Source organism: Nitrospira lenta (genome assembly GCF_900403705.1).
GTDB lineage: Bacteria > Nitrospirota > Nitrospiria > Nitrospirales > Nitrospiraceae > Nitrospira_D > Nitrospira_D lenta.
This window is the reverse complement of sequence record NZ_OUNR01000012.1, coordinates 553088-569599: the sequence shown is the minus strand read 5'-3', so window position 1 is coordinate 569599 and position 16512 is coordinate 553088. Positions and strand designations below refer to the sequence as shown.

The 16512-nt window shown below is 58.8% G+C and carries 14 protein-coding genes; 12 read left to right on the top strand and 2 right to left on the bottom strand.

What is annotated here, in order from left to right:
* Positions 1–24 precede the first annotated feature (24 nt).
* From NITLEN_RS09090 to iscX, 7 genes are read left to right on the top strand one after another with little or no spacing between them, the layout of a single operon-like run.
* A complete protein-coding gene (locus NITLEN_RS09090) occupies positions 25–498 on the top strand; it encodes an RrF2 family transcriptional regulator (protein WP_121989272.1) in 474 nt (157 codons plus the stop codon).
* Positions 495–1712, top strand: coding sequence for an IscS subfamily cysteine desulfurase (locus NITLEN_RS09085; protein WP_121989271.1), 1218 nt, complete (start codon positions 495–497; stop codon positions 1710–1712). The genes NITLEN_RS09090 and NITLEN_RS09085 overlap by 4 nt, the downstream gene beginning before the upstream one ends.
* A gap of 28 nt (positions 1713–1740) precedes the next feature.
* Positions 1741–2124: a Fe-S cluster assembly scaffold IscU gene (iscU, locus tag NITLEN_RS09080; protein WP_121989270.1), complete on the top strand. Its 384-nt coding sequence runs from the start codon at positions 1741–1743 to the stop codon at positions 2122–2124.
* Positions 2125–2147: 23 nt separating this feature from the next.
* A complete protein-coding gene (locus NITLEN_RS09075; protein ID WP_121989269.1) occupies positions 2148–2504 on the top strand; it encodes a HesB/IscA family protein in 357 nt (118 codons plus the stop codon).
* Positions 2505–2517: 13 nt separating this feature from the next.
* Positions 2518–3237 (top strand): Fe-S protein assembly co-chaperone HscB, encoded by a 720-nt coding sequence (gene hscB, locus NITLEN_RS09070; protein ID WP_121989268.1) that lies wholly within the window; start codon positions 2518–2520, stop codon positions 3235–3237.
* A gap of 5 nt (positions 3238–3242) precedes the next feature.
* A complete protein-coding gene (gene dnaK / locus NITLEN_RS09065; RefSeq protein ID WP_121989267.1) occupies positions 3243–5063 on the top strand; it encodes a molecular chaperone DnaK in 1821 nt (606 codons plus the stop codon).
* A gap of 22 nt (positions 5064–5085) precedes the next feature.
* Positions 5086–5298: a Fe-S cluster assembly protein IscX gene (gene iscX, locus NITLEN_RS09060; RefSeq protein WP_121989266.1), complete on the top strand. Its 213-nt coding sequence runs from the start codon at positions 5086–5088 to the stop codon at positions 5296–5298.
* 4 nt (positions 5299–5302) lie between these two features.
* On the opposite strand, the gene NITLEN_RS09055 is transcribed toward iscX, so the two are convergent.
* Positions 5303–7711, bottom strand: coding sequence for a penicillin-binding protein 1A (locus NITLEN_RS09055; protein ID WP_121989265.1), 2409 nt, complete (start codon positions 7709–7711; stop codon positions 5303–5305).
* 306 nt (positions 7712–8017) lie between these two features.
* Between NITLEN_RS09055 and NITLEN_RS09050 the strand changes: the two genes are divergently transcribed.
* The 5 genes from NITLEN_RS09050 to NITLEN_RS09030 all read left to right on the top strand — a co-directional run bounded on the left by NITLEN_RS09050 (position 8018) and on the right by NITLEN_RS09030 (position 14606).
* Complete coding sequence (locus tag NITLEN_RS09050) at positions 8018–11908, top strand: PAS domain S-box protein (protein WP_181416744.1); 3891 nt, start codon at positions 8018–8020, stop codon at positions 11906–11908.
* A gap of 297 nt (positions 11909–12205) precedes the next feature.
* Entirely contained in the window at positions 12206–12709 is a 504-nt protein-coding gene (locus NITLEN_RS09045; RefSeq protein WP_121989263.1) for a response regulator, read from the top strand.
* 3 nt (positions 12710–12712) lie between these two features.
* Positions 12713–13048, top strand: coding sequence for an Hpt domain-containing protein (locus tag NITLEN_RS09040; RefSeq protein ID WP_121989262.1), 336 nt, complete (start codon positions 12713–12715; stop codon positions 13046–13048).
* A 36-nt stretch (positions 13049–13084) separates the two neighbouring features.
* Positions 13085–13483: a response regulator transcription factor gene (locus NITLEN_RS09035; protein WP_121989261.1), complete on the top strand. Its 399-nt coding sequence runs from the start codon at positions 13085–13087 to the stop codon at positions 13481–13483.
* A 22-nt stretch (positions 13484–13505) separates the two neighbouring features.
* Positions 13506–14606 carry a HEAT repeat domain-containing protein gene (locus NITLEN_RS09030; protein ID WP_121989260.1) on the top strand — a complete coding sequence of 367 codons (1101 nt, stop codon included), beginning with the start codon at positions 13506–13508 and terminating at the stop codon, positions 14604–14606.
* A 13-nt stretch (positions 14607–14619) separates the two neighbouring features.
* Here NITLEN_RS09030 and NITLEN_RS09025 read toward each other — a convergent pair whose 3' ends face one another.
* Positions 14620–16512: a hypothetical protein gene (locus NITLEN_RS09025; RefSeq protein WP_121989259.1), complete on the bottom strand. Its 1893-nt coding sequence runs from the start codon at positions 16510–16512 to the stop codon at positions 14620–14622.

Below are 16512 nucleotides of genomic sequence, written 5' to 3'. Positions count from 1 at the left end.
CGATCCTATTGATCGGCAATAGCTATGTTGAAGATTTCAAAAAAAGCCGATTACGCCCTGATGGCACTCCAACACATTGCCTTGGTGCAATTCGGAGATGTGACACCGGGCCGCGTCGTCAATACCAAAGAAATCGCGGAGGAATATAACATTCCTCTCGAACTCCTGGCGAAGGTCCTTCAAACCCTTGCCAAGAACGGGTTGATTGAAAGCCACAACGGTCCCAAAGGCGGCTACCTCTTGGCTCGCAGTACGAGGCAGATCACGATCGCGCAGATTCTCGAAGGTATCGAGGGCCCGCTGGGCATTACAGATTGCTCGCATGAAAAAGAAGGTGAACTCTGCCTCCAGCGGGAACACTGTAATATCCGCACGCCGCTGCTCAAGGTTCAAGATAGTATTTATCAGCTCCTCAATAATATGACGTTGCAAGACATGATGGGCGGCACGCCCCTCATCACGATTCAGTCTCCCTCGGCACAAGGAGTCGCACAATGAAGCTCCCTATTTTTCTAGATAACCACTCAACCTCCCCGATGGACCCCCGAGTGCTGGACGCCATGCTGCCCTACTTCGTAGAGAAGTTCGGCAACGCCGCCAGCCGCAATCATGCCTTCGGTTGGGCGGCTGAAGAAGCCGTTGAAAATGCCCGGAAGCAGATCGCCAAGCTGATCAAGGCGGACCCCAAAGAAATCGTCTTCACCAGCGGCGCCACTGAATCGGACAATCTCGCGATCAAGGGCGTCTTAGAGATGTACAAGGAAAAAGGCGACCATATCATTACGTCGTCTACGGAACACCGCGCCGTGATCGATACCGCCAAAGCGCTTGAAGCGAAGGGCAAGGCGACCGTGACCTACCTGCCTGTCGACAAGTACGGAATGGTGAATCCGGAAGACGTGCGGAACGCGATCACGGACAAGACGGTCCTGATTTCCGTGATGCTCGCCAACAATGAAATCGGCACAATCAACCCGGTGAAGGAAATCGGCAAGATCGCCAAGGAAAAGGGCATCCTGTTCCACTGCGATGCCACTCAGGGCGTCGGCAAGATTCCTGTCGATGTGCAGGATATGGGCATCGATCTGATGTCATTCTCGGCCCATAAGATCTATGGCCCGAAGGGTGTCGGCGCGCTCTATGTCAGAAAGAAGAACCCCCGTGTGCGGATTGCGGCCCAAATGGACGGCGGCGGGCACGAACGCGGCATGCGGTCAGGCACCCTGCCGGTTCCGTTGATCGTCGGATTCGGCAAGGCCTGCGAATTGTGCGACCAGGAAATGGCTGCGGAGTCCGTACGCCTCGCCACAATGCGCGACCGCCTACAAGCCGGCATCATGAAAGAGATCGACGAAGCCTACCTCAACGGCCATCCGACCCAGCGCTTGCCGCATAACCTGAATATTTCCTTTGCCTACGTCGAGGGTGAATCGCTCTTGATGGGCATGAAAGACATTGCGCTCTCGTCCGGCTCCGCCTGCACCTCGGCGACGCTGGAGCCATCCTACGTCCTGCGGGCCCTGGGCGTGGGCGTCGAACTCGCTCACTCCTCTATCCGCTTCGGCTTGGGCCGTTTCAATACGGACGAAGAGATTGACTACACGATCAAGAAGGTTATTGAGATCGTGACGAAGCTGCGTGAGATGTCGCCGTTGTATGAAATGGCGAAAGAAGGAGTCGATTTGAAATCCGTTCAGTGGGCCGCTCACTGATCTCAGATAGACACAAGGAGGACGCATCATGGCATACAGTGACAAAGTCGTCGATCATTTCAACAATCCCAGAAACATGGGAAGTTTCAAGAAAGACGAAGACGGCGTGGGGACCGGTATGGTCGGCGCACCCGAGTGCGGCGACGTCATGAAACTCCAGATTAAGGTCCAGAACGACACCATCGTCGATGCCAAGTTCAAAACGTTTGGCTGCGGCTCCGCCATTGCCAGCTCCAGCCTGGCGACCGAATGGCTCAAGGGCAAAACCATCGAAGAAGCCCAGAAGATCAAGAACACTGACATCGTTCAGGAGTTGAATCTGCCGCCGGTAAAAATTCACTGCTCGGTGCTGGCGGAGGATGCGATCAAAGCGGCGTTGGCCGACTATCAGAAGAAAGCCGACACAAAGTAACAGCGGAAAGGAGCGCACGCACTATGGATGCCACGAATACCGAAGCCCAGGCCCCGGTCATTTCGCTCACGGACGCAGCTCTGAAAGAAGTTAAGCGCCTGATCAACGTCCAAGGCATCGAAGAAGGCGGTCTTCGCCTCGGCGTGAAGGGCGGCGGCTGCTCCGGCCTGAGTTACACCATCAACTTCGACGAGAAAATAGGCCAGCACGACCAGGTTTATGAATTCGACGGCGTGAAGATCATTGTGGATACCAAGAGTGCGATCTACTTGCAGGGCACCCAATTGGATTACCATAAAGACTTGATGGGCGGGAATTTCAAGTTCGTCAATCCGAACGCCAACAAGACTTGCGGCTGTGGAGAATCGTTCTCCGCTTAAACGAGTGACGCGCATGGATGGACACACACATCATCACACCAACGACCGGCGCGAGCTGCAAATGGCTCGCAGCATGTGCTGGCACTGCCAGTCCGAGGTCTCCGGGGAATACTTTTGCGATCGCTGCGTGAAAGTCCAGCCGGTGTCGAAGGAACTGGATTACTTCACCTGCTTCGGCATTCCTCGCCGATTGGCCCTCGATCAGCAACAGCTGGAAACCAAATTCTACGAATTAAGCCGGGCATTCCATCCCGACTTTTACCAGAATAAAAGCGACGCCGAGCAGACCATCAGCCTCGGCAACTCGGCCATGTTGAACACCGCCTATCGCACACTGCGAGACCCGATTCAGCGCGCCGAGTACCTGCTGGACCTCGAAGCCGGCTCCGTGAAAGAGATCCGAACGACACCGCCGGCCGACCTCTTCGAAGAAATTCTTGAGCTGCAGGATACGCTCGATGAATTCCGCGCCAGTGACCGAACCTCCGACGCTGCCGCTGCGCTCCGTTCACAACTCCAATCCGAACGCACCGCACTTGAGGGTCGGCAACGAGACATGGAAACCCAACTCCAACAACTCTTCGGTCGATGGGATAGCCTGCAAGACCGCGGTGACGCGACCGACCAGGCACGCGCTGAACGAGACCGTATCCTGAAAGACATGCGGGACACACTCTCCAACCGCACCTACGTCAAGAACATCGTCAACGACCTCGTCGCCACCATCGCGTAATCACCATGGCACGCATCGTCGGCATAGACCTCGGAACAACAAACTCCCTTGTCGCCTATATGGACAACGGCGTACCCCGCGTCATCGCAGGCCGCCATGAGCGGGCAATGGTTCCTTCCGTCGTCGCGCTGACCGACAACGGACTCATTGTCGGCGATCCGGCCAAAGAACATCTGACTAGAAATCCTGAGCGTACGGTCTATTCAGTCAAACGCTTCATGGGCAAGGGCCTGGCCGACGTTCAGAACGAACTGGCCTACTTCCCCTATACCCTTACCGAGAAAGGCGGAGTCATCCGCATTAAGCTCGGCGAGAAGACCTATTCGCCTCCGCAAATCTCGGCCATGATCCTGAAGGAGCTGAAGCTCCGGGCGGAAGCCTTTCTCGGGGAGAGCATTACCAAAGCCGTCATCACCGTACCCGCATACTTCAACGACAGTCAGCGACAGGCCACCAAGGACGCCGGCATGATCGCCGGGCTTGAAGTCTTGCGCATCATCAACGAACCCACCGCCGCCTCGCTGGCCTATGGGCTCCAAGAAAAAACGCAGGGCACGATCGCCGTCTACGACCTGGGCGGAGGGACCTTCGACATTTCCATTCTCAAGCTCAAGAACGGCATCTTTGAAGTCCTTGCCACCAACGGAGACACCCATCTGGGCGGCGACGACATCGATCGGATCATTGCCGATCTGTTTCTCGGAGAGATTCAGAAGCAGTTCGAACTCGATCTGAATGCCTATCCCGACCACATGCAGGCAATTCGCCTCGAAGCCGAACAGGCAAAGATTCGCCTCTCGGACACACTCACGACCACCGTGAGCCTGGAACTTCCTGACGGCAAGGGTCTCTTCACCCGCGAACTCACCCGCGAGCAACTGGAGTCGCTCTGCGACGCCTTGGTGGAACGTACGCTGGGCCCCTGCCGCCTGGCCCTCAAAGATGCGGGGCTGAATGCAACCGGCATCGACGAAGTGGTGCTTGTCGGCGGCTCGACCCGTATGCCGCTGGTCCGGCAACGTGTGCAGGCGCTCTTTGGCACCCAGCCCCACTGCGAGCTCAACCCGGACGAAGTCGTGGCCCTCGGTGCCGCAGTGCAGGCCGACATTCTGAGCGGCGGCACAACCGACATGCTCCTCCTCGACGTGACGCCCCTCTCGCTCGGCATCGAAACGATGGGCGGCGTGATGAGCAGCCTGATTCGCCGCAATACCACGATCCCGGCCAGCGCCAAGGAAATGTTCACGACGTATGTGGACGGACAGACGGGTGTCGATATTCACATTCTGCAAGGCGAACGGGAGCTGGCGAAAGACAACCGCAGCCTGGCCCGTTTCCGGCTGAAAGTCCCCCCGCTGCCCGCGGGAGTTCCCCGCATTGAAGTAACCTTCCTGATCGATGCCAACGGCATCCTCAATGTCATGGCCAAAGACATGCGAACGGGAGACACCCAGTCCATCGAGGTCAAGCCGTCTTATGGGTTGTCGGATCAAGAAGTCGAGCGGATGATCGACGATTCGTTCAAGTTTGCCGCGGACGATGTCAGCGCGAGAAAATTGATTGAAGCCCGGCTCGACGCCGGAGCCCTGATCATCACCACGGAAAAATCGTTGACCGACGGCGCACCGCTCATCTCAACCGACGAGGCCACCGCCATCCGTCAGGCACTCTCAGTACTGGCCGCGGCCAAGGATGGGAACGACACACGCACTATCCGGGCGCGAATGTCTGAGCTTGAACAGGCCGCAAAAAGCTTGACCGTGGCCATGTTGAACGACTCTCTCAAACGAGGGCTACAAGGGAAAAAGGTCTCTGAGATTACATAAATCCTGAAAACGAGGACGAGTGATGGATTTGAAGTGGCAGAATACAGAAGATATTGCGATCCGACTGGTCGAAGAGCATCCGGATGCGGATCCGCTGACCGTTCGATTCACGGATATGCACGCCTGGATCGTGGCGCTGCCTGATTTTAAGGATGATCCGAAGAAGTCGAACGAGAAGATCCTCGAAGCGATTCAGATGGCCTGGCACGAGGAATACCAGGACTCACAAGCCTAGTCATTCACGGCGACGTCATCCCCTCCCCGACTGGCCCTCCTTCAGGAATCTGATCCAGCTTATAAAAATCAGTCGGCCCGAGACGGCGGGCAGCCGATTGCGTCGGCTCGCTTCCTCTGGCAAACAGCTCGACGGAGCCTTTTTCGCCATCTCCTTCTTGTTCTGACTCCAGCAGCCCGGTGGTCGGATCGACTTTCACATACGTGATGCCTTCAGGAATTTCAAACGGCACCACCGGCAATTGGAGCAACGCCTCCTTCATGAACTGAATCCAAATCGGCAGCGCCGAACGAGCGCCGGTCTCGCTCTCTCCCAAGGGGCGGCGATCGTCAAACCCGACATACACCCCCGTCACCAGGTTCGGAGCCCCGCCGATAAACCAGGCATTGATATATTCGTTCGTCGTGCCGGTCTTCCCCGCGATTGGTCGATCGATCACTTTCGCCGCCTGGCCGGTCCCTTTCTGAATCACATCTTCCATCATGTTGGTGATCAGATAGGCCGTCTCCTTTGCGATCAGCTCGTGCGGCTGATCCTCCGTGGTCTCCAACGTCTTGCCGGTACTGTCCTTGGCCATCTTGATGACAAACGGCTCCGCTCTCGTCCCTTTGTTCAGAAAGACGCCATAGACCGAGGTCAATTCCAACAGCCCGATAGAGGACGATCCCAGCCCCAGGGATAAATCTGCGGGAAGCGGACTCGTGACACCGACCGTTCGCGCAAACTCAATGACGTTCTTGACGCCCACTTTGTCCAACAATCGCACCGTGGCCAGATTGTGCGAATGCGCCAGCGCATCGCGCAACGTCACCATCCCGTGGAATTTCCGTCCATAGTTCTCCGGCTTCCAGATCTTGTCGTCTGCCTCCTGCTCGTACACCACCGGCGCATCAAGAATTTGCGTCGCAGGACTCATCCCCTGCGCCATGGCCGTGGCATAGATCACCGGCTTAAACGCTGAGCCTGGCTGACGACGGGCCTGGATCGCCCGGTTATATTCGCTGCGGGAAAAATCATAGCCGCCGACCATTGCGCGGATGGCCCCCGTCCGGGGATCAACCGCGATCAGTCCGCCTTCGACAAGCGGTGTCTGCTCCAAGGTCAATTGCATCCCGTCCTTGGCGGGCTTCTTGACGCTGACCTCGATCACATCGCCCGGCCGCAACGTTTTCTTGACGTCAGGTACCATTACCGCGTCCTGCGTCGGATCAGTCCCCTTCAAGACGCGTTTGGCCCAAGCCATGTCATCGAAGAGCAGCTTCGCCGTCTGGTCCCCGAGTTGGACCACATAGTGATCTTTAGCCTGCTTCAACACGATTCCGTCGAGAAAATCTCCCGCCTTGATCGGCTGATCCGAAAGCGGAGCCCCGGGAATCTGCACCGTCGCAAGATCAACCGTCTTCTTCGGCCCGCGCCACCCCTGGCGTTTGTCGAGATCCCGTACTCCCGCAAGAAACGCGCTCTCCGCGGCCCGCTGCATCTCCAGGTTCAGCGTGGTGAAGATCTGCAACCCGCCCTTGTACACCATGGATTCGCCATATTTCGCCACCAATTGCTGGCGCACATGCTCCACGAAGTAGGGCGCCACGTGCTCGCTGCCGGGCCGACGGAACTTCAGCTCCTCGGCGATCGCGGCATCGCGCTCCGCGACGGAAATGAAGCCCGCCTCTTCCATCCGCGAGAGCACATGCTCCTGACGCTTTTTCGCCCGCTCGTAGTTCGTAAACGGGGAGAACCGGCTCGGCGACTTCGGCAGGCCGCCCAAAAACGCGGATTCGGCGAGCGTGAGTTTTTCAATCTCTTTCCCAAAATACGATTGCGCCGCAGACGCTACTCCGTAGGACCCTTGACCGAAATAAATCTGGTTCAAATAGGTTTCAAGAATCTGCTCTTTCGTGGACACCGCTTCCATCTTATACGCCAGGATCAACTCCCGCAGCTTCCGATCATACGATCGCTCCGCGGACAAGAAGAGGGACCGCGCCAGCTGCTGCGTAATCGTGCTCGCCCCTTCCACCTTCTTCCCGCCATGGCGAATGTTGGTCCACGCGGCTCGCAGAATCCCGATATAGTCCAGCCCGGGGTGCTCGAAGAATCGCACGTCTTCCGTCGCAATCACGGCTTGCGTCAATGTTTTCGGGATGCGGTCCAGCGGAGTCAGCGTCCGCCGCTCGATAAAAAACTGGCCGATCGGCTGGCGATCGTCGGCATACACCGTCGTGACCAAACTCGGTTGGTATCCCTGCAACAAATCTAAGGGAGGAAGATCCTGAGCCAAATGCCAGATCACGCCGGCTGCAGCCGTGACGCCCACGATGCCGAGCGCACACAACGTCAACAGGGTGATGTGCCACCAACGCCAAGGACGACGCGAAGGCTGCTGTATTTCAACGAACCGGTCGTCGCCAGGCATTCAGACACGCTCCAAAGGGAAAAAGAATTCGGCAGGATCGCCCCGTCACCTTACAATGCATCCCCCCAAAACTCAAGCAGACCAGTCAATCAGACTCGACACACCAGAGGCGTTCCCTCCAGAACACGTAGAGCAGACACCTGCCGGCCGGCCCACGCACCAACCGCTCAAGATTACACAGGATTTTACCGAGAAGATAGCTGGAGATGTGGGACAGTTCTGCGCTCCTGCAGCCCATCATTGCCGTAAGGAATATCGCCTAACAAACGGAACCCCCGCATTCGAAACCGGATGCCACTGAATGTCATGAAGCCTATCCTGCAACCGCACGATGAATACCGACGCCAGGACGCCCTGCTGCGCTATGGCATCCTGGACTCCGAAACTGAGCAGGCCTTCGACGATCTGTGCCAGCTTGCGACGCAGATCTGCGGAGCCCCCATGGCCTACATCGGCTTCATGGATCACACCCGCCTCTGGTTCAAATCCAGCATTGGCATCCCTCAGACCGAACTACCGCGAGACCGCTCGCTCTGCGCACATGCCATTATGCAATCGCATCCCATCGTGCTGCCGAACGCCTTGGCCGATCTTCGATTCGCGAATCATCCCATGGTCACGGGAGAGCCGTTCATTCGATTCTATGTGGGAATACCACTCCTCACTGCCGACGGCCATGCGATCGGCACCCTCTGCGTGCTCGACCGTCATCCCCGCCATGTCAGCCCCAAGCAGGAGCAGGCGCTCACCGCTCTGGCACGGCAAGTCATGAGCCAAGTAGAGCTCCGCCACCGCACGAGACAACTCCTCCACAGCGCACAGGCCCAGCGGCAAACCGAAGCGATGCATGAGCGCATGCTCCTGGCGTTGGGACACAGCACCGAAGGTGTCGCTCTCCTGACCAAAGAAGGCCGCTATACATTCGTCAACGACGCCTTTGCCGCCATGCATGGCTTCCGTCCCATCGATCTCATCGGGCAGTCCTGGACGGCGTTGTATCCACCCGAATGGGTCGCCAAACTTGACGACCTGTTTTTCCCGCTTCTGCGACAGCACGGCACCTGGCAGGGAGACCTGGTCGGCCGCACGAAATCCGGCGAATCCATCTGGGTCGAAGCCTCCTTGAGGACGCTCCCGGAACGGCACCATGAAGAACAGTGGCTGATCTGGACCTGCAGCAACATCACCAGGCAAAAACAGGTGCTGAAGGAAATCGCCGATACCCGGGCGCGGCTGCAAACCGTCCTCGACTCCGCCACGGAAATCGGCATCATCGCCACCGATCCACAGGGCACCATTACCCTCTTTAACTTCGGCGCCGAACGTCTGCTGGGCTACCGGGCGGATGAAGTGATCGGACAGCGCACCCTCGAATTTTTCCACCTTCCATCGGAAATAGCCGAACGCGGGCAACAGTTGTCCGCACGATTCGGACGCCCCCTGGCCGGGGCCGATGTTCTGGTTGAAGCCGCACGCATGGGAGGCTACGAAGAGCGGGAATGGACGTACCTGCGCAAAGACGGCGACGACATCACCGTCAACCTGGTCGTCACGCCCGTGCGCGGGCCCGACGGTACGCTGACGGGCTTCCTCGGGATTGCGAAAGATGTCACCGCCTTGAAACAGGCGACACTCCAGACGGAAGCCCAGCAAGAATTATTATCCGCGATCTCCGACGTGCAGAAGGCGTTTATCTCAGACATTCGGACCGACGAGATGTTTGCCAGACTGCTCACCCGACTGCAAACCCTCACACGAAGTCCCTACGGAATCGTCGGGGAGACGGAGCTCGCCAACGATGCGCCCCCATCTCTCCGCATCCATGCCCACACGATTGCCGCGGCCGCCGATTCGGACACGTCGCCACACCGACCAGACAAGGGCATTCAACAATATCTGAAACGGATCCTGGCGACCGGAGAGCCCGTTCTGGTCAATGATTCCCCCCACTCGTCATTCCGAACATTCCTCGGCCTCCCGCTGCTGGAAGGCGACAAGGTCGTCGGCATTGTGGCCGTGGCGGGACGACCGGACGGCTATCCCGCGTCATTCATCGACTACCTGAACCCGTTTCTTCAAACCTGCGGTCAGATCCTGCAATCCCATCGGAACACGATGCAGCGACAAACCGCTGAGCACGCGTTGACGCGGCACACCGCGTGGATACGGGCCATCCTGGACCATGCCGCCGACGGCATCATCACCATCGACGAGCGCGGCGTTGTCACCTCGTTCAATCCCGCGGCGGGACGGATTTTCGGCTACACCGCCGACGAGATCATTCACACCAACATCTCCCGCCTCATGCCGGAGCCGTACCAATCAGCCCATGACGGCTATCTCCAACACTATCGCCAGACCGGTCACGCCAACGTCATTGGGAAAGAAGTCGAAGTCGCCGGGGTCAAGAAAGACGGCACCGTCTTTCCGATCGATCTCACCGTCAGCGAAGTCCGGCTCGCCGACAGCCGGTTCTTTACCGGATTTGTCCGGGACATCACGGCCCGCAAGAAATCTGAAGAAGCGCTGCGCCTCGCCGCCGACCATCTTGAATCGAAAAACCACGAACTGGAACAGGCGCGGGACCAGGCGTTAGCGGCGACTCACGCCAAGAGCGCCTTCCTGGCGACCATGAGTCATGAAATCCGCACGCCTATGAACGCCATCATGGGCATGTCCGAGCTGCTCTTGGAAACACAGCTGACGGAAGAACAGACCGAGTACGTTCACCGCTTTAACCGCGCGATACATGCCTTGCTGAATCTGATCAACGACATCCTGGACATTTCGAAAATCGAGTCCGGCCATCTCAAGCTGGAAGATATCCCGTTTGATCTTCGAGAGCTCGCGGAAACCACGGGGGAGCTCATGGCGGAGCGCGCGCATACCAAAGGCCTCGAACTCATCATCCGCATCGACTCCGATGTTCCGCGCCTCGTGAACGGCGACCCGACACGCCTCCGACAAATTCTGATCAATCTTCTCGGCAATGCCATCAAGTTTACCCATCACGGCGACGTCACTCTCCACGTACAACGCCACGGCCCCGATTCGAAGGATCAGCTCCACCTCAGTGTGACGGACAGCGGGATCGGAATTCCGAAAGACAAGTTGGATACGATTTTCGAGAACTTCATACAAGTCGATTCCTCCACCACGAGAAAGTACGGCGGCTCCGGCCTTGGGCTCAGCATTTGCCGACGTCTCGCCGAACTGATGGGCGGACGGATCTGGGCCGAAAGCACGCTGGGCGCAGGAAGCACCATGCATGTCATCCTATGCCTTCCGCAGGTCGTGCCGGACACGGCCGTAGCGGACGAACCTGCTGCGCTCTTGACCGGAACGCGGATCTTGGTGATCGACGATCACGAGGCCCAACGTCTTGTCTGCCGCGACATCCTCAGTGGATCGGGTGCGCGGATCGTTGAAGCCTCCGACGGTCCTGCCGCCCTGGCCGCGTTGCAGGCCGCCTACAGCAACGGGGCCCCGATGCACCTCGTGATTCTCGACTGTTACAGACCCACGATGGACAGCGTCTCCATCGCAGAGGCGATCCAGGCGGCTCCCCACTTCGCCGACACCCCCATCGTCATACTCACATCGGACAGCAGGAACGGGAATGCCGCGCGCGCAAAGGCGTTGGGAAGTATGAGGCACATCAATAAACCCATCCGCCAAGCCGCCCTGCTCAACCTCGTCGAGACCGCGCTCAGCAACGGCCGCCTCCTGCCGAACCAACCGGTCATCCCCATCCCGGCAACGACGGCGCTGGAGTCCTGCCGGCAAACCGAACCACTTGCTCCAAAGCGAATCCTGCTGGTTGAAGACCTCGAAGACAATCGAGAGCTCCTCGCCCTGTTCCTGAAAGGAACTGCCTACGAACTGGTGTATGCCGAAAACGGCGCCGTGGCCGTCGACTATTTTCAGTCAAGACCGTTCGATCTGGTGCTGATGGATATGCAAATGCCGGTCATGGACGGCTATGCCGCTACAGCCGCCATCCGTGAGTGGGAGTGCCGCCAACAACGTCCGCCGACGCCGATCTTGGCGCTGTCAGCCAACGCGCTGGTAGAGGAAGTGGCGAACAGCCTGGCGGCAGGATGCACCGCCCATCTCACCAAACCGATCAGAAAGAAAACACTACTGGACGCCATCCGCACCTATACACAAACACCGCTGAAGCAGGAGGCCGCCTGAGAAGGCTCAAACACAGCTCATGGGAGCGCTCCGTGATAGCGCCACGTCCCCAACACGAATTGCGGCGAGCGGACTGTACTAAACCTCTGATTCAACCGATAAAGGACAGGGGCCTGCTGGAACCTATCTGTGCGGTCACCCCTGTTCGACTGGGATCCAGGCAGCCTACCGGCGGCGCGGCCCAATATTCGCTACGACGTACGCTCCTAAATGAGAGGAGCCGCCACAAAATCGGTGCCATCACAGAAGTCGATGAGTCTCGGCTGTCCCGGTTTCGGAATCCACGAGGAGGCTCCTATGTCTCACACGATTTTATGCGTTGAAGACGAACAAGACACCGGCGATCTTCTGCAAGCGCTCCTCGATCGCGAAGGCTATCACGTCGTGCGGGCCGCCGACGGCCGCCAGGCCATCTGCCTCATAGAGACGATGCTCCCTCCCGCATTGATTTTGCTGGATATTGTCGTGCCCTACGTCAATGGGTTTGAGCTGCTGGCAGGATTGCGCGCCAATCCCGACTGGAAACATATCCCGATCATCATGCTCAGCGCCGATTCCTACGAACCGGACATTCAACGCGCACTCACTGGTGGCGCCACGGGCTATGTCGTCAAACGACAAGGATTTCAGGAGCTCCTCCAGACACTGAACCGCATCCTCGTTCCCCCTTCGGCCGCCAAGCAGACCCCAGCCGTCCCTGCTGGAGCCAGCCCCGGACCCCTCCGGATGAAGCGGGCGCGTCAACGCCCGTCGATGCGACCGCCTGGAGTACGAGCCCAGAACCGAAAGAAAGCGGCCTGACGCATGAACCAGACCTTTCCCGACCAGCCCATTGCGCACCCCGATCTGCCGATCGTCCATGTGGAGCAGGATTTCGAACCCCTGCTGCCAAAGTTCATGACGAACCGCAAGCGTGAGGTGGTCACGATGAGCGAGGCCCTGGCCCGGCAAGATTTTGACACGGTGCGAAAAGTCGCCCATGGCATGAAGGGCGCGGGCGGCAGTTTTGGATTCGACCTTGTCACCGCCAGGGCCGCGACGATCGAACAAGCCGCGAAGACAGGGTCGGCGGCTTCAATTGCAACTGAGCTGGCGCTGCTCGCAACTTATCTGGAACAGGTCCAGGTGGTATTCGACTAGCCCGCTGTCACAACGACGGAGCGAGAAAGGAAGGCTATGACGGACGCAACCCCTGCGGGGAAACCCACATTACTGATGGCGGAAGACGAGGAAGATACCGCCAGCTTGATCAGATTTCTCCTGGAGCGCGCCGGATACCACGTCGTCCATGCGTCCGATGGCCACCAGGCGCAGCACTTGATTGATACGCTGGCGCCGCCGAGCCTGGTCTTGCTCGACATCATGTTGCCGCACGTGAGCGGCCTGCAACTGCTCCCGTATATTCGGAACAAGACCGAATGGCAGCGGGTTCCGATCATTATGCTCACCGCAGATTCCAGCGAGCATGACATTCAACAGGCGCTGGCCACAGGCGCGAACGATTACATGGTGAAACCCTTCAACCCGCGCGAACTGACCGCACGACTGAGCCGCTTCCTCAAAGTCGCGGCCTAGCTGAAAATAACCAGTGATAGGCGTGACCGACACGACTCTCTCTCAGCCGATTGTCGACGTGGGATGGCTGATGACCTTCACCATCCATGGCTTGATTCTCGTTCTCCTCGGATGGATGCTCATCATCCGTCGCCTCCGCGCCTCGACCGACCGGCGGCGCCAACAGATGGTGGCCGTCTGGCGTCCGATCCTGGCCCAGAGCTTAATCGAAGCGCCTGACGCCCTCCCACCAATCCATCCCCGTGACCGGGTGTTGTTTCTCTACTTATGGAACCATCTGCAGGAATCCATCAAAGGAGAGTCGTCGGACGAGCTGTGCGCGGTGATACGGCGGACCGGCATGGATCATGTCGTGCGCCAGTACTTGGCCAAAGGAACGTTGCGACAGCAACTCCTGGCAATCGTCACGCTCGGCCACTTGAAAGACCTAACGATCTGGCCGCGCCTGGTCGACCTGGCCCATGATGCCAATGCGTTTCGCTCCCTTGAGGCCGCCCGCGCCTTGGTTCGCATCGATGCCCCGAGGGCCATTCCTGTGCTCGTCCCATTGATCTCTCAACGCGCCGATTGGTCCCCGCTTAAAATCCTCGCGATCTTGAAGGGCGCAGGGGATGAGCAGGTAGCCCAAGCACTGGGCGAAGCCGCCGTGATCGCAGAACCGCGTATTGCCGCCCGGCTCATCCGCTTTCTCCCCTCGATCAAGAGTCATCGCGCCTTGCCGCTGATCCGGCCTCTGCTGACACGGCAACCGCTGCACGAAGATGTGCTGGCCAGTTGCCTGGTACTCTTTGGGCAATGCAGCGACCCGCGCGATCTTCCGATCGTTCGCCAGTACTCGGCCCACTCAACCTGGTTCATCCGCGTCCAAGCCGCCACCGCACTCGGAAAAATGGGAGTGGAAGAAGATGCCGCGATCTTGATTGGATTGCTCAACGACGAACACTGGTGGGTGCGCTACCGGGCCGCGGAAGCCTTGTCCGTCATGCCCACAATGACCGATGATAAGTTAGCCCTGCTCGTACAAACCCTGCCTCCGGGCGAAGAGCGCCGCATCCTGACGCCCTTTGTTGCCAAACGGTTCGAGGCGCCCCTGGCTCACACGCCCGGCCTGTCGGCCGCCTGATTGCGCGGGCGCGTTACCGAGCGGCGAACGTGAGCGTATGACTCCCCGTCAACTCAGGAAGCGTCACGATCATCCCCCGCTGTTCAATTCCTTTCAACGTCGAGCGTGACGGATCAAATCGCCAGCCATCGGGCACTTCCAGCGTCAAACCGGCCACAGCCGCTGAAGTCGCAACCGTGACGGTCCCGCCTCGGTCATTGTGCGCCACATCCAGCTGCACCTGATTGCGCGCCGCCCACCAGCGGCCGAACGCTCTGACCGACCCGAACCAGGCGTAGGGCCGCACGCCGTCGACGAACCCTTTCTCAAAGGCCAGCTTGTGATCGAGAATGTTCGGATGGATGAGCACGACCATTGACCCGCCATACCGACTGATCTGGCGGGCGACCTCCAGGGCCTCCGGCAGCCGGTCGCCCATTTTCGGCAGCTCCTCGTCTTCAATCGTGACGGGAAACTCGAACAGCTCGACTTCACTGTCCGTCAATCGGTCGTAGTTCAATTGATAGGGCAGATGAGTCAGCGAATTATTGGCGGTCGCCGTTGAGCTGTACTGATACCCCGTAGCGAGCAAGGCCTGAGGAAGGCTGAACGGATTGGAGAGTTCGCCCGGCCTGAAGGACACGATGGACTGGCCGGAAAAGTGATCGATCAAGAATTTGCTGACGCGCAATTCTCCGAGGATGCTCGCATTCACGGCCGTCGTCCGATCTTTCACGAACGGCGCATAGGCGGGATAGGCCTCGCGCCCCGTCCCCATCGGAAACCGGTTGAACACTTTCGAGTGCGCGATCGTGTGGCTCCCTAGCTCCATGCCGAGATCCGCGAGACGCGCGAGATACCGCACCCCCTCGTCGTTGAAGAAAATATCATCGTTGTAGTCGCGGATATATTTCACCTGAATAAAGTAGGTGCCGACCAGCCCCTGGCTGTGCTCATACTCCGCGTAGTCCACCGCATTTTTGATGGACTGCGTAAAATCCACATCGTGCGTGAGCATGACCGACAGCGACTTGCCGAAGGGCACCGTGCCCAGCGTGACCGCGCCTGCCTGGGCGGTGCGATAGATCGACTTCAGCAGCCGCAACCAGACATCGAGGGTCGGATCGAACTGATTGTCGTAGGTCCGAACGAGTTCCTCTCCGCGATTGTTGTATCCCTTGAGGAGCAAAAACCCGAGATCGAGCCCAATGGCATAGGCCCGGCCCTGGCCATAGGTTTTCTGCGTGACAGCTGCGGTGCCGTCGTCGAATCGGGCAAGCGGGGCGACGCTTTCGGTATACCCACACGTCCCCATCACCTCGACGCCCTTGTCCCGAATGCCTACACGCAAGTGCCGCTCACGCGGGTCCGTCAGTTCCGCCAGCAGCGGGTTCGATTCCGCCAGGTGCAGGTCGTACCGCTGCCGTGAGACCACCGCCTCGCGAAAACCGAAAGTCTCATTCAACCCGCCGCCCAATACCTGCACCCCGATCAATGTCCCGCCGGCTTTAGGAAACTCGGCCAATGCCTGGAGCGCGTCGGGCGCCAGCACCTTCCCCGAGATCATGGGATAGACCAACACCACCTGATGTGTCAGGGCTTCGCGAATATCGCGCGTGATGCGAAACGGGACGCCGATGGATTTGAGCCCATGCGCCAGTCCCAGCCAGGAGGAATCCGGATCGGTCAATAAGATCGCCAGGCGGCTCTTCGAGCCTTCTCCATAGGTCGCCCACGCCGTCGGCACGCGCGGCGGCACGACAGTGGCATGACCGGGCCCCGACAGGCCGGGGAACCGATGGAAGTCCTGCTCAGGAATGTTGAGGGGCTGAACGGACCGCGAACCAAGCCATACCCAAGATCCTGCCACGATCGAGAGAAAGAGCGTGGCCATTCCGGTCAGGCGGATGAGGGTCGATCGTTCCAT

What these genes read in the sequence shown, in the direction of transcription:
- NITLEN_RS09040 (WP_121989262.1), top strand. Translation starts at nt 12,713, where the DNA reads ATGAACCAGACCTTTCCCGACCAGCCCATTGCGCACCCCGATCTGCCG.
- NITLEN_RS09035 (WP_121989261.1), top strand. Translation starts at nt 13,085, where the DNA reads ATGACGGACGCAACCCCTGCGGGGAAACCCACATTACTGATGGCGGAA.
- NITLEN_RS09025 (WP_121989259.1), bottom strand. Translation starts at nt 16,512, where the DNA reads ATGGAACGATCGACCCTCATCCGCCTGACCGGAATGGCCACGCTCTTT.
- iscX (WP_121989266.1), top strand. Translation starts at nt 5,086, where the DNA reads ATGGATTTGAAGTGGCAGAATACAGAAGATATTGCGATCCGACTGGTC.
- NITLEN_RS09045 (WP_121989263.1), top strand. Translation starts at nt 12,206, where the DNA reads ATGTCTCACACGATTTTATGCGTTGAAGACGAACAAGACACCGGCGAT.
- NITLEN_RS09055 (WP_121989265.1), bottom strand. Translation starts at nt 7,711, where the DNA reads ATGCCTGGCGACGACCGGTTCGTTGAAATACAGCAGCCTTCGCGTCGT.
- dnaK (WP_121989267.1), top strand. Translation starts at nt 3,243, where the DNA reads ATGGCACGCATCGTCGGCATAGACCTCGGAACAACAAACTCCCTTGTC.
- NITLEN_RS09085 (WP_121989271.1), top strand. Translation starts at nt 495, where the DNA reads ATGAAGCTCCCTATTTTTCTAGATAACCACTCAACCTCCCCGATGGAC.
- iscU (WP_121989270.1), top strand. Translation starts at nt 1,741, where the DNA reads ATGGCATACAGTGACAAAGTCGTCGATCATTTCAACAATCCCAGAAAC.
- NITLEN_RS09050 (WP_181416744.1), top strand. Translation starts at nt 8,018, where the DNA reads ATGAAGCCTATCCTGCAACCGCACGATGAATACCGACGCCAGGACGCC.
- NITLEN_RS09075 (WP_121989269.1), top strand. Translation starts at nt 2,148, where the DNA reads ATGGATGCCACGAATACCGAAGCCCAGGCCCCGGTCATTTCGCTCACG.
- NITLEN_RS09090 (WP_121989272.1), top strand. Translation starts at nt 25, where the DNA reads ATGTTGAAGATTTCAAAAAAAGCCGATTACGCCCTGATGGCACTCCAA.
- hscB (WP_121989268.1), top strand. Translation starts at nt 2,518, where the DNA reads ATGGATGGACACACACATCATCACACCAACGACCGGCGCGAGCTGCAA.